Annotated in this window: 14 protein-coding genes and 1 pseudogene; 12 read left to right on the top strand and 3 right to left on the bottom strand. The window is 66.7% G+C overall.

Annotation, left to right across the window (positions count from 1 at the left end; translation table 11 throughout):
- The 7 genes and pseudogenes from EGJ34_RS17040 to EGJ34_RS17010 form a co-directional block, all read left to right on the top strand.
- The coding region (locus tag EGJ34_RS17040; RefSeq protein WP_260477036.1) for a phospholipase D-like domain-containing protein at positions 1-854 on the top strand (854 nt) is incomplete at its 5' end.
- 31 nt (positions 855-885) lie between these two features.
- Positions 886-2265, top strand: coding sequence for an FAD/NAD(P)-binding protein (locus tag EGJ34_RS17035; RefSeq protein WP_125361678.1), 1380 nt, complete (start codon positions 886-888; stop codon positions 2263-2265).
- A gap of 52 nt (positions 2266-2317) precedes the next feature.
- Positions 2318-4510, top strand: a complete 2193-nt coding sequence (gene uvrD, locus EGJ34_RS17030; RefSeq protein ID WP_125361677.1) for a DNA helicase II — start codon at positions 2318-2320, stop codon at positions 4508-4510.
- A pseudogene (locus EGJ34_RS22765) lies at positions 4507-4602 on the top strand (phosphotyrosine protein phosphatase); the annotation flags it as partial. The gene uvrD and the pseudogene EGJ34_RS22765, both read left to right, overlap by 4 nt.
- A gap of 134 nt (positions 4603-4736) precedes the next feature.
- On the top strand, positions 4737-5291 hold the full coding sequence (locus EGJ34_RS17020) for a hypothetical protein (protein WP_125361676.1): 555 nt from the start codon (positions 4737-4739) through the stop codon (positions 5289-5291).
- A gap of 99 nt (positions 5292-5390) precedes the next feature.
- Positions 5391-5678, top strand: a complete 288-nt coding sequence (locus EGJ34_RS17015; RefSeq protein ID WP_125361675.1) for a hypothetical protein — start codon at positions 5391-5393, stop codon at positions 5676-5678.
- A gap of 123 nt (positions 5679-5801) precedes the next feature.
- Positions 5802-6236 (top strand): HigA family addiction module antitoxin, encoded by a 435-nt coding sequence (locus EGJ34_RS17010; protein WP_260477035.1) that lies wholly within the window; start codon positions 5802-5804, stop codon positions 6234-6236.
- A gap of 9 nt (positions 6237-6245) precedes the next feature.
- On the opposite strand, the gene rtcR is transcribed toward EGJ34_RS17010, so the two are convergent.
- Positions 6246-7841 carry an RNA repair transcriptional activator RtcR gene (gene rtcR / locus EGJ34_RS17005; RefSeq protein WP_125361674.1) on the bottom strand — a complete coding sequence of 532 codons (1596 nt, stop codon included), beginning with the start codon at positions 7839-7841 and terminating at the stop codon, positions 6246-6248.
- 294 nt (positions 7842-8135) lie between these two features.
- Here rtcR and EGJ34_RS17000 point away from each other — a divergent pair, with 294 nt between their 5' ends.
- The 4 genes from EGJ34_RS17000 to EGJ34_RS16985 all read left to right on the top strand — a co-directional run bounded on the left by EGJ34_RS17000 (position 8136) and on the right by EGJ34_RS16985 (position 11382).
- Complete coding sequence (locus EGJ34_RS17000; protein ID WP_125361673.1) at positions 8136-9368, top strand: RtcB family protein; 1233 nt, start codon at positions 8136-8138, stop codon at positions 9366-9368.
- Positions 9369-9428: 60 nt separating this feature from the next.
- Positions 9429-10442, top strand: a complete 1014-nt coding sequence (gene rtcA / locus EGJ34_RS16995) for an RNA 3'-terminal phosphate cyclase (RefSeq protein WP_125361672.1) — start codon at positions 9429-9431, stop codon at positions 10440-10442.
- A 147-nt stretch (positions 10443-10589) separates the two neighbouring features.
- Complete coding sequence (locus tag EGJ34_RS16990) at positions 10590-10844, top strand: hypothetical protein (protein WP_125361671.1); 255 nt, start codon at positions 10590-10592, stop codon at positions 10842-10844.
- Between the two features lie 91 nt (positions 10845-10935).
- A complete protein-coding gene (locus EGJ34_RS16985) occupies positions 10936-11382 on the top strand; it encodes a universal stress protein (RefSeq protein ID WP_125361670.1) in 447 nt (148 codons plus the stop codon).
- A gap of 61 nt (positions 11383-11443) precedes the next feature.
- Here EGJ34_RS16985 and EGJ34_RS16980 read toward each other — a convergent pair whose 3' ends face one another.
- Together EGJ34_RS16980 and EGJ34_RS16975 are read right to left on the bottom strand one after the other, a co-directional pair.
- Positions 11444-11683, bottom strand: coding sequence for a hypothetical protein (locus EGJ34_RS16980; RefSeq protein ID WP_125361669.1), 240 nt, complete (start codon positions 11681-11683; stop codon positions 11444-11446).
- Between the two features lie 19 nt (positions 11684-11702).
- Complete coding sequence (locus EGJ34_RS16975) at positions 11703-11987, bottom strand: DUF2782 domain-containing protein (RefSeq protein WP_125361668.1); 285 nt, start codon at positions 11985-11987, stop codon at positions 11703-11705.
- 96 nt (positions 11988-12083) lie between these two features.
- Between EGJ34_RS16975 and EGJ34_RS16970 the strand changes: the two genes are divergently transcribed.
- Positions 12084-12971: 5'-3' exonuclease H3TH domain-containing protein (locus tag EGJ34_RS16970; RefSeq protein ID WP_312023040.1), on the top strand; the 888-nt coding region annotated here is incomplete at its 3' end.

Raw genomic sequence — 12971 nt, 5'->3', positions numbered from 1 at the left:
ATCGCCTGCAGGCCGTGGGCGTGGACGTGCGCGCCATGCTGCCCGGTGGCCTGCGCTGGCGGCGCAGCGGACGCATGGACCTGCGCAATCACCGCAAGATCGCGGTCATCGACAACAAGGTCGCCTACGTTGGCTCGCAGAACCTGGCCCAGGCCGGCTTCGTGCCCGGCTTCTCCAATCGTGAACTGGTTGCCCGCGTGCGCGGACCCGCCGTCGCCCACCTTGAAGCCGTGTTCGCCAGCGACTGGTACATCGAAACCGGACAGCGACTTGATGTGATGGCCAGCGTGCCGGTCTGCGCCGCCGACATGCCGACCCAGCTGCTGCCCAGCGGCCCCGCGTACCCGTACAGCAATGCACGCGACGCGGTGAACGCGCTGATCCATCTGGCCCGTCGCCGCATCGTCCTGGTCACCCCGTACTTCGTCCCCGACGAAGCTACCCTCAGCGCGCTGCGCATTGCCGCGCTCTCAGGCGTCAAGGTGCAGCTGATCCTGTCGGCCAGCAACAACCAGCGCCTCACCGCCTGGGCGCAGGAAGCGTATTACGATGAACTGCTGCGCTGCGGCGTGCGCATTGCGTTGTACAAACCGCATTTCCTGCACGCCAAGCATCTCACCGTGGACGACGACATCGCCCTGCTTGGTTCGATCAACCTTGACATCCGTTCGTTCGCGCTGAATGCCGAAATCGGCCTGCTCTGCTACGACACACGCCTGGTCCGGCAGCTGGTCCACATCGAGGACAACTACCTCGAACATGCCACCCAGCTGGACCTGCGCACCTGGCGTGAGCGCCCTGCATGGAAGCGTTCACGCGAAGGCATCGCACGCCTCGCCGATGCGCTGATGTAGCGCAGCCGGCAGTCAGGGACTGCCGCCGCGCATGGCCTACAATGCCGCCATGACGGAAATCCAGCCTTCCTGCCAGGTGGACCTGGCCATCATCGGCGGCGGTGCAGCCGGCGTGCTTACCGCGATCAACGCGCTGCGCGCGGCAGCACCCGGCCAGCGCATCGCCCTGTTCGAGCCTGCGTCCGGCGTGGCCCAGGGCATCGCCTACGCCACACCGTGGCCCGAGCACCTGCTCAACGTGCCCGCCGGCAAGATGAGCGGGTTTCCCGAGCAGCCCACGGATTTTCTCGATCATCTCCTCGCGCGTCGTGAAGCGGCCGATGCCACGCTGGCCGAGCAGTATGTGCCACGCCTGGAATACGCGGACTATCTGCAGCAGCGCCTGACCGAGGCGGAAGCCGCCAGCGCCGGTACTCTGCAGGTCGTCCACGATGCCGTCATCTCCCTGCAGCCGCAGTCCGGCGGGCACCTGCTGCAGCAGGCGGCAGGCGAAAACTGGCAGGCGGCCCAGGTGGTACTGGCCTGCGGCAACAGCATGCGTCCGCTGCCATTGCCCGAAGGCAATGCCTTGCCGCCCGGCAAGGTCGTGGACGCCTGGGACTACGACGGTGTGCGAATGCTCGCCGGCGATCAGGATCTCGCCATTATCGGCACCGGCCTGAGCATGGCCGACTGTGTGGTTTCGCTGCTGTCGGCCGGCCATCGCGGCCGCATTCATGTGCTTTCGCGGCATGCGCTGCTGCCATTGCCGCATGCACATGGCGGTAGCGCGGACTTCGATCCGCAGCCACTGCTGCACGGGAGCCTGCGCGCGCGCATGCGCCGGTTGCGTGCGCACGTGCGTGCCGCGGAGGCGCAGGGCTTGCCGTGGCAGGCCGTCATGGACCGCATCCGGCCGCTCGGGCAGGCGCTGTGGCGCAGCCTGGATGAGGCCGACCAGCGCCGTTTCCTGCGCCACGTGGTGCGCTATTGGGATGTGCATCGTCATCGCATCGCCGAATCCGTGCATGAGCAGCTGACGGCGGCGGAGCAGAGCGGCCGGCTGCAGCGCCATCGCGCGCGGCTGGATGCCGTGCTGGTGCAGGACGCCAATCTTCAGGTGCATGGGCGTGGCACGCCGCCCTTCAATGTGGGCGCATTGATCAACGCCACCGGGGTGGAAACCCGGGCGCTGGGCCTGCGCAATCCGCTGCTGCAGCAGCTGCTGGGCGATGGCTTTGCGCGCCCCGGCCCGCATGGACTGGGGCTGGATGCCGACCCGGACACCGGCCAGCTGCACGATACCCACGGTGCGCCGCAGCCCGGCCTGTGGCTGGTCGGCAGCCTGCGTATCGGCACCCTTTGGGAAAGCCTGGCGATTCCGGAACTGCGGGTGCAGGCGCAACAGGCCTCGCGCGTCGCGATTGCCTGAACCCGTTGCATGTGCTGCCCCGGTGCGTCACCGACCGGGGTAAAATGGCGGCATGGATGTCTCCCACCTGCTCGACGGGCTCAACCCCGCCCAGCGCGAGGCCGTGTCCGCCCCGCCCGGCCACCATCTGGTGTTGGCCGGTGCCGGTTCCGGCAAGACCCGCGTACTGACCCACCGCATCGCCTGGCTGCATGAAGTCTTCGGCGTGCCCACGCATGGCATTTTCGCGGTCACGTTCACCAACAAGGCCGCCGGCGAAATGCGCCACCGCATCGACGCGCAGTTGCCGCATGGCAGCCGCGGCATGTGGATCGGCACCTTCCACGGGCTGGCGCACCGCCTGCTGCGTCTGCACTTCGCCGAAGCCAAGCTGCCCGACAGCTTCCAGGTACTGGATTCGGATGACCAGCTGCGGCTGGTCAAGCGCGTCGTGCAGCAGCTGGAGATCGACGACGGCAAGTACCCACCCAAGCAGATTGCCTGGTGGATCAACGAGCAGAAGGACGAAGGCCGCCGCCCGCAGCACATCCAGCCCGAGCCCAGTGATCACTGGCTGGAGACCATGCGCCAGGCCTATGCGGCCTACCAGGAGCGCTGCGACCGCGCCGGGCTGGTGGATTTCGCCGAGCTGCTGCTGCGCGCGCATGAACTGCTGCGCGACAACCCGGCCCTGCTGGCGCACTACCGCTCGCGCTTCCGCGAGATCCTGGTCGACGAATTCCAGGACACCAATGCCATCCAGTACGCCTTCGTGCGTGTGCTGGCCGGCGACAGCGGCCACGTGTTCGTGGTGGGCGATGACGACCAGGCCATCTACGGCTGGCGCGGGGCCAAGGTGGAGAACGTCCAGCGCTTCCTGAAGGATTTTCCCGGCGCGCAGACCGTGCGCCTGGAGCAGAACTACCGCTCCAGCGCCAACATTCTCGGCGCCGCCAACGCCGTGATCGCGCACAATCCCGACCGCATCGGCAAGGAACTGTGGACCGACAGCGGCGACGGCGAGCCGATCGATCTGTACGCGGCGTACAACGAAATGGATGAAGCGCGCTATGTGGTCGAGCGTGCCCGCCAGTGGGTCCGCGACGGCGGCAGTTACGCCGATGCCGCCGTTCTGTACCGCAGCAACGCGCAGTCGCGCGCGTTTGAAGAAGCGCTGATCTCCGAACAGGTGCCGTACCGCGTGTACGGCGGCATGCGCTTCTTCGAGCGCGCCGAAATCAAGGACGCGCTCGCCTACCTGCGGTTGATGACCAACCGCGATGACGACGCCGCCTTCGAGCGTGCCGTGAACACCCCCACGCGCGGCATTGGCGACCGCACCCTGGACGAGGTGCGCCGGCTGGCGCGCAGCCAGGCCATTTCGTTGTGGGAAGCCACCATGCTGACCGCGCAGGGCAATGAGCTGGCGGCCCGTGCCCGAAACGCGCTGGCCGGCTTCCTGACCCTGGTCAACCAGCTGCAGCATGAAGCCGGTGAAATGACCCTGGCCGAGCGCATCGATCACGTGCTGCTGCGCTCGGGTCTGCGCGATCACTGGGCCAAGGAAAGCCGCAACACGCTCGACTCCGAATCGCGTTCGGACAACCTTGATGAACTGATTTCGGTCGCCTCGCGCTTCACCCGCCGCGAAGACGACATCGAAGAGACCGGCGAGACCATGAGCGAGCTGGTCGCCTTCCTGTCCTACGCCTCGCTGGAGGCTGGCGAAGGCCAGGCCCAGGCGGGCGAGGAGGGCGTACAGCTGATGACCCTGCATTCGGCCAAGGGCCTGGAATTCCCGCTGGTGTTCCTGGCCGGCATGGAAGACGGCCTGTTCCCCAGCGCCCGCTCGCTGGAGGAGAGTGGCCGGCTGGAGGAAGAGCGCCGCCTGGCCTACGTGGGCATCACCCGCGCGCGGCAGAAACTGGTGCTGAGCTACGCCGAGTCGCGCCGCATCCATGGCCAGGACAACTACAACGTGCCCTCGCGTTTCCTGCGCGAGATCCCACGCGAGCTGCTCAACGAAGTTCGGCCGAAGGTGCAGGTCGCCCGTCCCGCCTCGCTGGGGGCCAACCGGGTCATGGGCCATGCCGCGATCGAAGCGCCGCCGCTGAAGCTCGGTGCGATGGTCACCCACGCCCGCTTCGGCGAGGGCATGGTCACCGACTACGAGGGCAGCGGGGCGCACGCGCGCGTGCAGGTGGAATTTGCCGAAGCCGGCAGCAAGTGGCTGGTGATGGCCTACGCCAACCTGACGGTGCTGTGACCCGCAACGTCCTTTTCCTCTGCAGCCAGAACCGCCTGCGCAGCCCAACCGCTGAGCAGGTGTTCGCCGACTGGCCGGGCATTGAATCCGCCCCGCACGCCCCGCACGCCCCCCGAGCCGTCACCCTCACGCTCCCCGAGCCGACACCCCTCACGCCCCGCGTGGTCGGACGATCCGTAAGCACCACCGACGTACAATGGCTGCCGACCACCACCGGACTGCCCCCGTGACCGACACCCCGCTCATCGTCACCCTCAAGCTCAACGCCCGCCTGCAGCCCGAGCATCGCCACGTGCTGTTCGAGGATCCGCTCGAGGGCCTGCTGGAAGGCGCATCGCTGGGCGAGATCACCGGCGGCGGCACCGCGCTCACCGACGACGGCGAAGTCGAATACGGCGACATCGAAGTCGCCCTGAACAATGCCGACGACCTGCCCAAGATCGTGGCGCTGATGGACCAGCTGGGCGCACCGAAGGGTTCGCTGGTGCAGCGTGCCGGCGCGGCGGATGAAGCATTTGGCGTGACCGAAGGCCTGGGCCTGTACCTCAACGGCACCGATCTGCCGGACGAGGTGTACGAACAGTACGATTCCAACGAGCTGTTCGAGAAGATCGTGGCCAGCATCGAAGGTGTCGGCGAAGTGTGCAGCTGGTGGCAGGGCCCGACCGAAACAGCGTTGTACCTCTATGGCAGCAGCTTCGATACGTTGAATGAACGCATTGCCGAACTGGTCGCGACCTACCCGCTGTGCCAGGGTGCCCGCGTAGTCCGCACGGCATAACCAGGCGGCCCGGCACAACGTGCCAACTGCGTCATTGCAGCTGTCCCTCCGTCACACGGCATTGCACGCTCTCTCCTTTGATACCCAGGGAGGAGAGAGATGTCGAAGTGCCGCAGGAAGAAGAAGGCGCGCTCGCTTACCAGGAAAGCGAAACTCAAACGCGCATCGGCCTGCATGACGCTCCGCGGCACGTGGCTGCGCGATGTCGGCTTCAGTGAGGGTACGCCGATGGCGATCGTGCACCAGGGGCATCAGATCATTCTGACCGCGCAGGGAAGCCCAGGCGTCATCGCCCCAGGTACGCCCACGACTCTCGAGCGCGAGATCCGCCTGGCCACGATGGATCAGTGCAGGGGCAGCACTCCCTCGCGCACACGTTGCCGTTGACGCTTCTGGCACAAACACAGCATCTTTTCGCATTTGGCTATGTCCGTTGCCGCGCATCTCCTGCAAGGTGGTGTCCTCTCGCCCGTCCGGGGTGAGGCCCCCTACCTACTGGAGAGATCTGCCATGCACAACAACTGGCCGGACGTACCCGCGAATGACGACATCGGCGGTGCGGACTACCTGATCGACGCGCGCGCCATCACGTGCACACTGCGTCGTGATGTCCCTCCGCTTCACCCCGGACAGATCCTTGTCGAAGACTTCATGCGCCCGCACAACATCTCCCGTCGGGCCCTGGCCGAGGCGCTGCAGGTTTCCCACACGCGCATTGCCGGTATCACACGAGGTACCGCTGCCATCAGTGCCGACACGGCGGTGCGGCTGGCGCACTATTTCGACACGTCCCCGTGGTTCTGGATGAACCTGCAGGTGCGTTTCGACCTGCAGGTGGCCGACCGCCAGATGCCGCATCCGGCCGAATGCATCGCGCCGCTGCCGTTGCTCGTTGATCCGGGCGTGCTCGCGGTTCCCGAGTCGAAGGGAGGGTGCGTATGGTGACGACGCACCTCAGCCAGGCGCGCCCCGCACCTGTTCCCAATCCAACCCGAACCGCGCCAGATACTTGCGCAACCGGTCTGCATCGTTGGTGCTGGCGCGCTGGGTCCTCGACACCGCAAACAACGTGCGCCCGGCTGCAGACAGCGACTTCGCCTGCGCGCACACACGCACCACGTCTTCCAGCTGCACCCGGTCAAAACGGTCCAGCTCATGCACCCCGTCGCCCAGTAGCGCATCCAGTGCGGAAGGTGCCACACCCCCCGACCATTGGTGCCGCAGTCGCGTGATCTCCTCCTCCACGCCCTCGGTCTGGATGCGTCCGGCATTGGCCAGTGTCGCCAGCCGCATCACCGAGGCACCCAGATCGCGGAAGTTGCCAGCCCACGCCGCGTCCGCACCGGTCGCAAACGCTAGATACCGCGCGCGTGCCTCCGCATTGAACCGCACCTGCTGATGCTGTTCGCGTGAGAAACGCTCCAGCTCAAACGCCAGGTTCGGTTCGATGTCCTCACGCCGCTGCGCCAGTCCCGGCAGCTGGTAGGTCCACAGGTTCAAGCGTGCCAGCAAGTCTTCACGGAACCGCCCGGCACGCACCGCCTCCTGCAGGTCGCGGTTGGTACCCGCGATCAGCTGGAAGTCACTCTCCACCTCGCGATCGCTGCCCACCGGCAGGAAGCGCTTGTCCTCCAGCGCCCGCAGCAGCATGGCCTGTTCGTCCAGGCCCAGCTCACCAATCTCGTCCAGGAACAGCAGCCCCTGATGCGCTGAGCGCAGCAGGCCCGCCCGGTCGCTGGCAGCCCCGGTATACGCGCCCTTGGTGTGGCCGAACAGCGTGCTCATCGCGCCATCGCCCCGCAGCGTGGCGCAGTTCACCTCAACGAAGCGGCCCGGCAGCTGGTGCTTGAGCTTCTTCAGGTCGAACACGCGCCGGGCCAGGTGACTCTTGCCGGCCCCGGTGGGACCGGTCAGCAGCATCGGGGCACGCGAACGCGTGGCGACGATCTCGATCTGTTCGATCATGCGGTTGAAGGCGGCGTTGCGGGTGGCAATGCCGCTCTTCAGCAGATCGCGATCATGCAGCTGCTGCTGGGCGAAGCGCTGTGCGATGCGGTCGTAGCGCGAAAGATCCAGGTCAATCAGTGCATAGGTGCCGGCCTGGTCGCTGTCCTGCTTGCGCGGCGGCGAGGTCTGCAGCAGGCGGCCGGGAAAGTGGCGGCTTTCGGTCAGCAGGAACCAGCAGATCTGGCTGACGTGCGTGCCGGTGGTGATGTGGATGTAGTAATCCTCCTCGTCCGGCGCGAACGGGTACGCGGCCAGCAAGTCATGCAGGCACGCATACACGCCCTCGAACTCCCAGGGATCGGCCATGTACACGTCATGCCGGTGCACTTCCAGGTCCGGGGCCATCTGCACCAGGTCCTCGCAGACCTGCGTGGCCAGCTTGCCGAAGCGGCGCTCGTCCAGCAGCAGCTCCACCCGGTCTGGCACGAAGTCCTCGTGCATGCCGAGCGCGACCGTCGGTCGCCATTTTTCCCAGCGCTTGGGCCCCGACCCGGTGTCGAGCTGGGTGCCGAGCATGCCGAACACGACCTGCCGCTTAGCCATGTATACGCCTGTATAAACAAGTCGCGCAAAGGATATACGAAGTGGGGGTCGCTGAGAGGCGGGTGGTACTCGATTCCTCTGAAAAGTCAACAAAATCAAATTCATGCAGCCGCTCCGCAGAAGTTGGCACGGGCATTGCTCTATTCCTGGCAAGACGGGACGCACCGCGTTGCAGGCGAGAGGACGTCGCCGCGGGATCGCCCGGCTGGCAATGGGGCCAGCCGGGCACGGCCCAGACCCCGACCGCACCGTCACTGCGCCTCCGATTTGATTCACGGCAGAAGGAAACACGCCATGTGCAACACCCAGACCCACAACAACTACGACGTCATCCATCAGCCGGGCGCTGCCCCGATCAAACTGTGGACCCGCGGCGTGCCGCTGGAAGACGCCGCGCGCGAACAGCTGCAGAACATCGCCAGGCTGCCCTTCATCCATCGCTGGATCGCGGTGATGCCTGACGTGCACCTGGGCAAGGGCGCCACGGTGGGCTCGGTGGTGCCGACCATCGGCGCGATCGTGCCGGCGGCGGTGGGCGTGGACATCGGCTGCGGCATGATCGCCGCACGGACCACCCTGGTGGCCAACGACCTGCCGGACAACCTGGCCGGGCTGCGCAGCGCGATCGAGCGAGCCGTACCGCACGGCCGTACCGTCGGGCCGCGTGACAAGGGCGCGTGGAATGCGCCGCCGGAGCTGGCGATTGAAGGCTGGTCGCAGCTTGTGGCCGACTTCGAGCTGATCTGCCAGCGCCACCCGCGCCTGAAAAACACCAACAACCTCAAGCACCTGGGCACCCTGGGTACCGGCAATCACTTCGTGGAAGTGTGCCTGGACCAGGAAGACCGTGTGTGGTTCATGCTGCACTCCGGCTCGCGCGGGGTGGGCAACGCCATCGGCACCCACTTCATCGAACTCGCCAAGCAGGACATGCGGCGCTGGATGATCAACCTGCCCGACCAGGATCTTGCGTACCTGCCGGAAGGCAGCGAACACTACGGCGACTATGTGTTCGCGGTGGACTGGGCGCAGCGTTACGCCCGCCTCAACCGCGAGATCATGATGCGCCACGTGGTCGAAGCGGCACGCAAGGTGATCAGCAAGCCGTTCGAGGCCGCAGCCGAGGCGGTGAACTGCCACCACAACTACGTCAGCCGTGAGCACCACTTCGGCAAGGACGTGTTCGTGACCCGAAAGGGCGCGGTGAGCGCACGCAAGGGTGAGCTGGGCATCATTCCGGGCAGCATGGGAGCCAAGAGCTTCATCGTGCGTGGCCTGGGCAATGCCGACAGCTTCAACAGCTGCAGCCACGGCGCAGGGCGTGTCATGAGCCGTACCCAGGCGCGCAAGCTGATCACCGTTGACGAGCACGCCAAGGCCACCGCGCACGTGGAATGCCGCAAGGACGCGGAGGTGGTGGACGAGTCGCCCGCAGCCTACAAGCCGATTGAGGCGGTGATGGAGGCACAGCGCGACCTGGTGGAAATCGTGCACACGCTGCGTCAGGTGGTGTGTGTGAAGGGATGAAGCAACACGTGCGCGGCGGACACTGCGCCGCGCACGGCAACAGGCAGGAGGAACCACGACATGGAGATGATTGAACTGGACGGCACCGAGGGCGGCGGCCAGCTGCTGCGCTCGGCGCTGACGCTGAGCCTGTGCACCGGTATTGGCTTCAGCATGAGCAACATCCGCGGCGGTCGCCGCCGCCCGGGCCTGATGCGCCAGCATCTGACCGCAGTGACTGCGGCGGCCAGCGTTGGCCAGGCGCGGGTCCACGGTGCTGCGTTGGGCGCGACCGCGCTGCGCTTCGAGCCCGGCGCGGTGCGTGGCGGTGACTACCACTTCGCCACCGGCAGCGCCGGCTCGGCCACGCTGGTGCTGCAGACCGTGCTGCCGGCGTTGTGGCAGGCGGCGGTGCCGTCCACGCTGCTGCTGGAAGGCGGCACCCACAACCCGATGGCCCCCAGCGCGGACTTCATTGCCGAAAGCTATCTGCCGGCGCTGGCGCAGATGGGCGTGCAGTCCACGTTCGCGCTGCACCAGCATGGGTTCTATCCGGCCGGCGGTGGCCGCTTCAAGGTGCAGGTGAACCCCTGTGCCTCGTTGCAGCCGTGCGTGCTGGAAAGCCGTGGCAATCCACTGAGCGTCGAAGCGGGCGTGCTGATGTCGGGGCTGTCCGGCAGCATCGGCCTGCGCGAGCTGCAGGTGCTGGCCGATCGACTGGGCGTGGACCCGCATCCGCGCCACGTGCAGTCGCTGCGCCCGGCGCTGGGCCCGGGCAACGTGGCCCAGGTGCGCGTGCGTCATGGCGCGCAGGTGGAAGTATTCACCGGCCACGGCGAGCGCGGCATCAGTGCCGAGCAGGTCGGCGCACGCCTGGCAGATGAGGTCCAGCAGTACCTCGACGGCGGAGCCTGCGTGGGCGAGCATCTGAGCGACCAGTTGTTGTTGCCGATGGCGCTGGCGGGGGGGGGTTCGTTCACCACGCATGTCATCAGTGACCATCTGACCAGCAATGCGCGGCTGATCGAGAAATTCCTGCCGGTAGAGTTTGAATGGGCACGAGCCGGCAACGGCTGGCGGGTATGGATGGGCTAGCTGCGGACGCGCATGGCGCGTCCCTGCGCGGAGGGCCCATCCCCCCATTCCCCATCCCATCCGCCGTTTCCCCCGCTTCGTCGCATCCCGCTTGAACGCTCCTGGCCGCGCGCCCAGAGTCGGACGCTGTCCGCTGGGAGCGTGCATATGAACAAGGGAATTCCGTATCTGCTGGCTGTGCTGGTCGCGCTGACGCTGTCGGCCGGCTGGGCAGCACCGGTACTGGCCCTGTTCGAACACGCGGCCAGCTGCCTGGGCAACGGGGGCAGCCTGGACCTGGTGCGGATGCGCTGCGTACCGGCCACCCCGGTGACGCTGGGCTGGTCGTTCTGGGCGACGCTGGCGGCCACCGGGCTGGTTGTGATGGCGGTCACGAACCGGCGCGGCCTGCATCGGCGTTGAGGGACCGGCCCGGGCAATTGATCCGGCTCAAGGCGGTTCGTGCACGCCGGGTGTGCAATGGTAGTCCCCACCTCATTGCACGGAGCCCGCCATGTACAAGCGCATTCTCATTGCCACCGACGGTTCGGAACTGGCGGCCAAGGGCCTGGACAAGGGTCTGGAACTGGCCAAGGACCTGGGCGCGGAAGTCGATATCGTGACCGTCTCCGAGCCTTGGGCGGTCGGCATGTACGATGCCATGGGCTGGAGCGTGGGCTACATCAACAGCCCGGAGTACAAAGCCGACCGCGAGACCAGCGCGCAGGAGATCCTGACCCCGGCCAAGGCCGCCGCGGATGCCCAGGGCATCGCCGTCAACACGGTGCACGTACTGGATCGCTATGCCGCAGACGGCATCATTGACACCGCCACCGAGCGCAGCAGCGACCTGATCGTGATGACCTCGCACGGCCGTCGTGGCGTGACCCGGGTGCTGCTGGGCAGCCAGACCGCCGAGGTGCTGGCGCGCAGCACGATTCCGGTGCTGGTCATTCGCTGACTGTAGTGCCGGGCTTTGCCCGGCAAGCGGGGCAGAGCCCCGCTCTACGGGGGGAACCGCATCACGGACGGATCTTGAGCGTCTGCGACTCGTCCAGCGTACCGTCGGCGTTCAACACCAAGTACTTGCTGCCGGTGCTGTCATACAGCACCGGAACCGGGTCGCGGAACAGCGGCCGGCGCACGAAGCGCAGCGACCAGCCGAAATACTCGAGCGTTTCCACGGCTTTCAGCTGTTCGGGGGTCAGCCCTTCGCGCAGAAGGGCGGGGTCAAGCGGCTTGCGACGTTCCGGGGTATTCATTACGTACTGCGGACCGCCCTCACCAGCTGTAAAGCTTCCAGTACACCGGCGAGACGCCGTCGCGGTTGCTGTCCAGCTTGCCGTCGCCGTTGCCGTCGTACATGTAATAGGGTGCGCCACGTGCCGGGGTGACCTTGACCATGCGCAGCTGGCCGCTCACCCGGTATTCCTCGATGGTGTCGCCATTGTCGAGGGAGCGCCTGGAGACATCCGCGCCACTGACATCGACCGGGGGCATTCCGCCACCGCCGGTGGAGGCACATCCAGCCAGTGCAAGCACGGCGGCCAGCAGCAGGATCTTCATCGGCACAGGCTCCAGAGGCGGGGAACCCTGATTATGCCCCATGCCTTGTGACGCCGGTGCCGCGAATGTACATGGCCGGGTGCGTAGAATCGTCGCATGAGCAGATTAGTCCTGATTGACGGGTCCAGTTACCTGTACCGCGCGTTCCATGCGCTCCCGCCACTGTCCAACGCCGCCGGTGAACCGACCGGCGCGCTGTTCGGCGTGGTCAACATGCTGCGCGCGACCTTGAAGGAGCGTCCTGAATACGTGGCGTTCGTGGTCGATGCGCCCGGCAAGACCTTCCGCGACGACCTGTACGCCGACTACAAGGCCAACCGCCCGCCGATGCCCGACGACCTGCGCCCGCAGGTGGAACCGATGTGCCGCATCGTCGAGGCGCTGGGTCTGACCATCCTGCGGGTGCCGGGCGTGGAGGCCGACGATGTGATCGGCACCCTGGCCCTGCAGGGCCAGCAACAGGGCCTGCAGGTGACCATCTCGACCGGCGACAAGGACTTCGCACAGCTGGTTCGCCCCGGCATCGAACTGGTCAACACCATGACCGGCAGCCGCATGGACTCGGATGCGGCGGTGATGGACAAATTCGGCGTGCGCGCCGACCAGATCATCGACCTGCTGGCACTGATGGGCGACACCGTGGACAACGTGCCCGGGGTGGAGAAGTGCGGCCCCAAGACCGCCGCCAAGTGGCTGGCCGAGTACCAGACCCTGGACGGGGTGATGGCCGCCGCGCCGACCATGAAGGGCAAGATCGGCGAGAACCTGCGCGCCGCGCTGGAGCGCCTGCCGCTCAACCGTGACCTGGTCACCATCCGCACCAACGTGGAACTGGACGCCGGCCCGCAGCAGCTGGGCCTGCGCGAGCCGGACGTGCCGGCGCTGAGCGAGCTGTACCTGCGCTATGGCTTCACCCAGGCGCTGAAGGAACTGGGCGGCACCGCGCCGACCCCGGCCGCCGCCGGCGACGCCCCGGTCAGCCTG

The organism is Stenotrophomonas sp. 278 (assembly GCF_003935715.1).
In the GTDB taxonomy this organism is placed as follows: domain Bacteria; phylum Pseudomonadota; class Gammaproteobacteria; order Xanthomonadales; family Xanthomonadaceae; genus Stenotrophomonas; species Stenotrophomonas maltophilia_AH.
Note: the sequence above shows the minus strand (reverse complement) of the source record. Positions and strands in the feature narration are given on the sequence as shown.

Bases quoted from the DNA above. Each gene is read 5' to 3' on its own strand.
- EGJ34_RS17010 (WP_260477035.1), top strand. From the start codon at position 5,802: ATGCACAACAACTGGCCGGACGTACCCGCGAATGACGACATCGGCGGT.
- EGJ34_RS17035 (WP_125361678.1), top strand. From the start codon at position 886: ATGGCCTACAATGCCGCCATGACGGAAATCCAGCCTTCCTGCCAGGTG.
- EGJ34_RS17000 (WP_125361673.1), top strand. From the start codon at position 8,136: ATGTGCAACACCCAGACCCACAACAACTACGACGTCATCCATCAGCCG.
- uvrD (WP_125361677.1), top strand. From the start codon at position 2,318: ATGGATGTCTCCCACCTGCTCGACGGGCTCAACCCCGCCCAGCGCGAG.
- EGJ34_RS16990 (WP_125361671.1), top strand. From the start codon at position 10,590: ATGAACAAGGGAATTCCGTATCTGCTGGCTGTGCTGGTCGCGCTGACG.
- rtcA (WP_125361672.1), top strand. From the start codon at position 9,429: ATGGAGATGATTGAACTGGACGGCACCGAGGGCGGCGGCCAGCTGCTG.
- EGJ34_RS16985 (WP_125361670.1), top strand. From the start codon at position 10,936: ATGTACAAGCGCATTCTCATTGCCACCGACGGTTCGGAACTGGCGGCC.
- EGJ34_RS16975 (WP_125361668.1), bottom strand. From the start codon at position 11,987: ATGAAGATCCTGCTGCTGGCCGCCGTGCTTGCACTGGCTGGATGTGCC.
- rtcR (WP_125361674.1), bottom strand. From the start codon at position 7,841: ATGGCTAAGCGGCAGGTCGTGTTCGGCATGCTCGGCACCCAGCTCGAC.
- EGJ34_RS17015 (WP_125361675.1), top strand. From the start codon at position 5,391: ATGTCGAAGTGCCGCAGGAAGAAGAAGGCGCGCTCGCTTACCAGGAAA.
- EGJ34_RS16980 (WP_125361669.1), bottom strand. From the start codon at position 11,683: ATGAATACCCCGGAACGTCGCAAGCCGCTTGACCCCGCCCTTCTGCGC.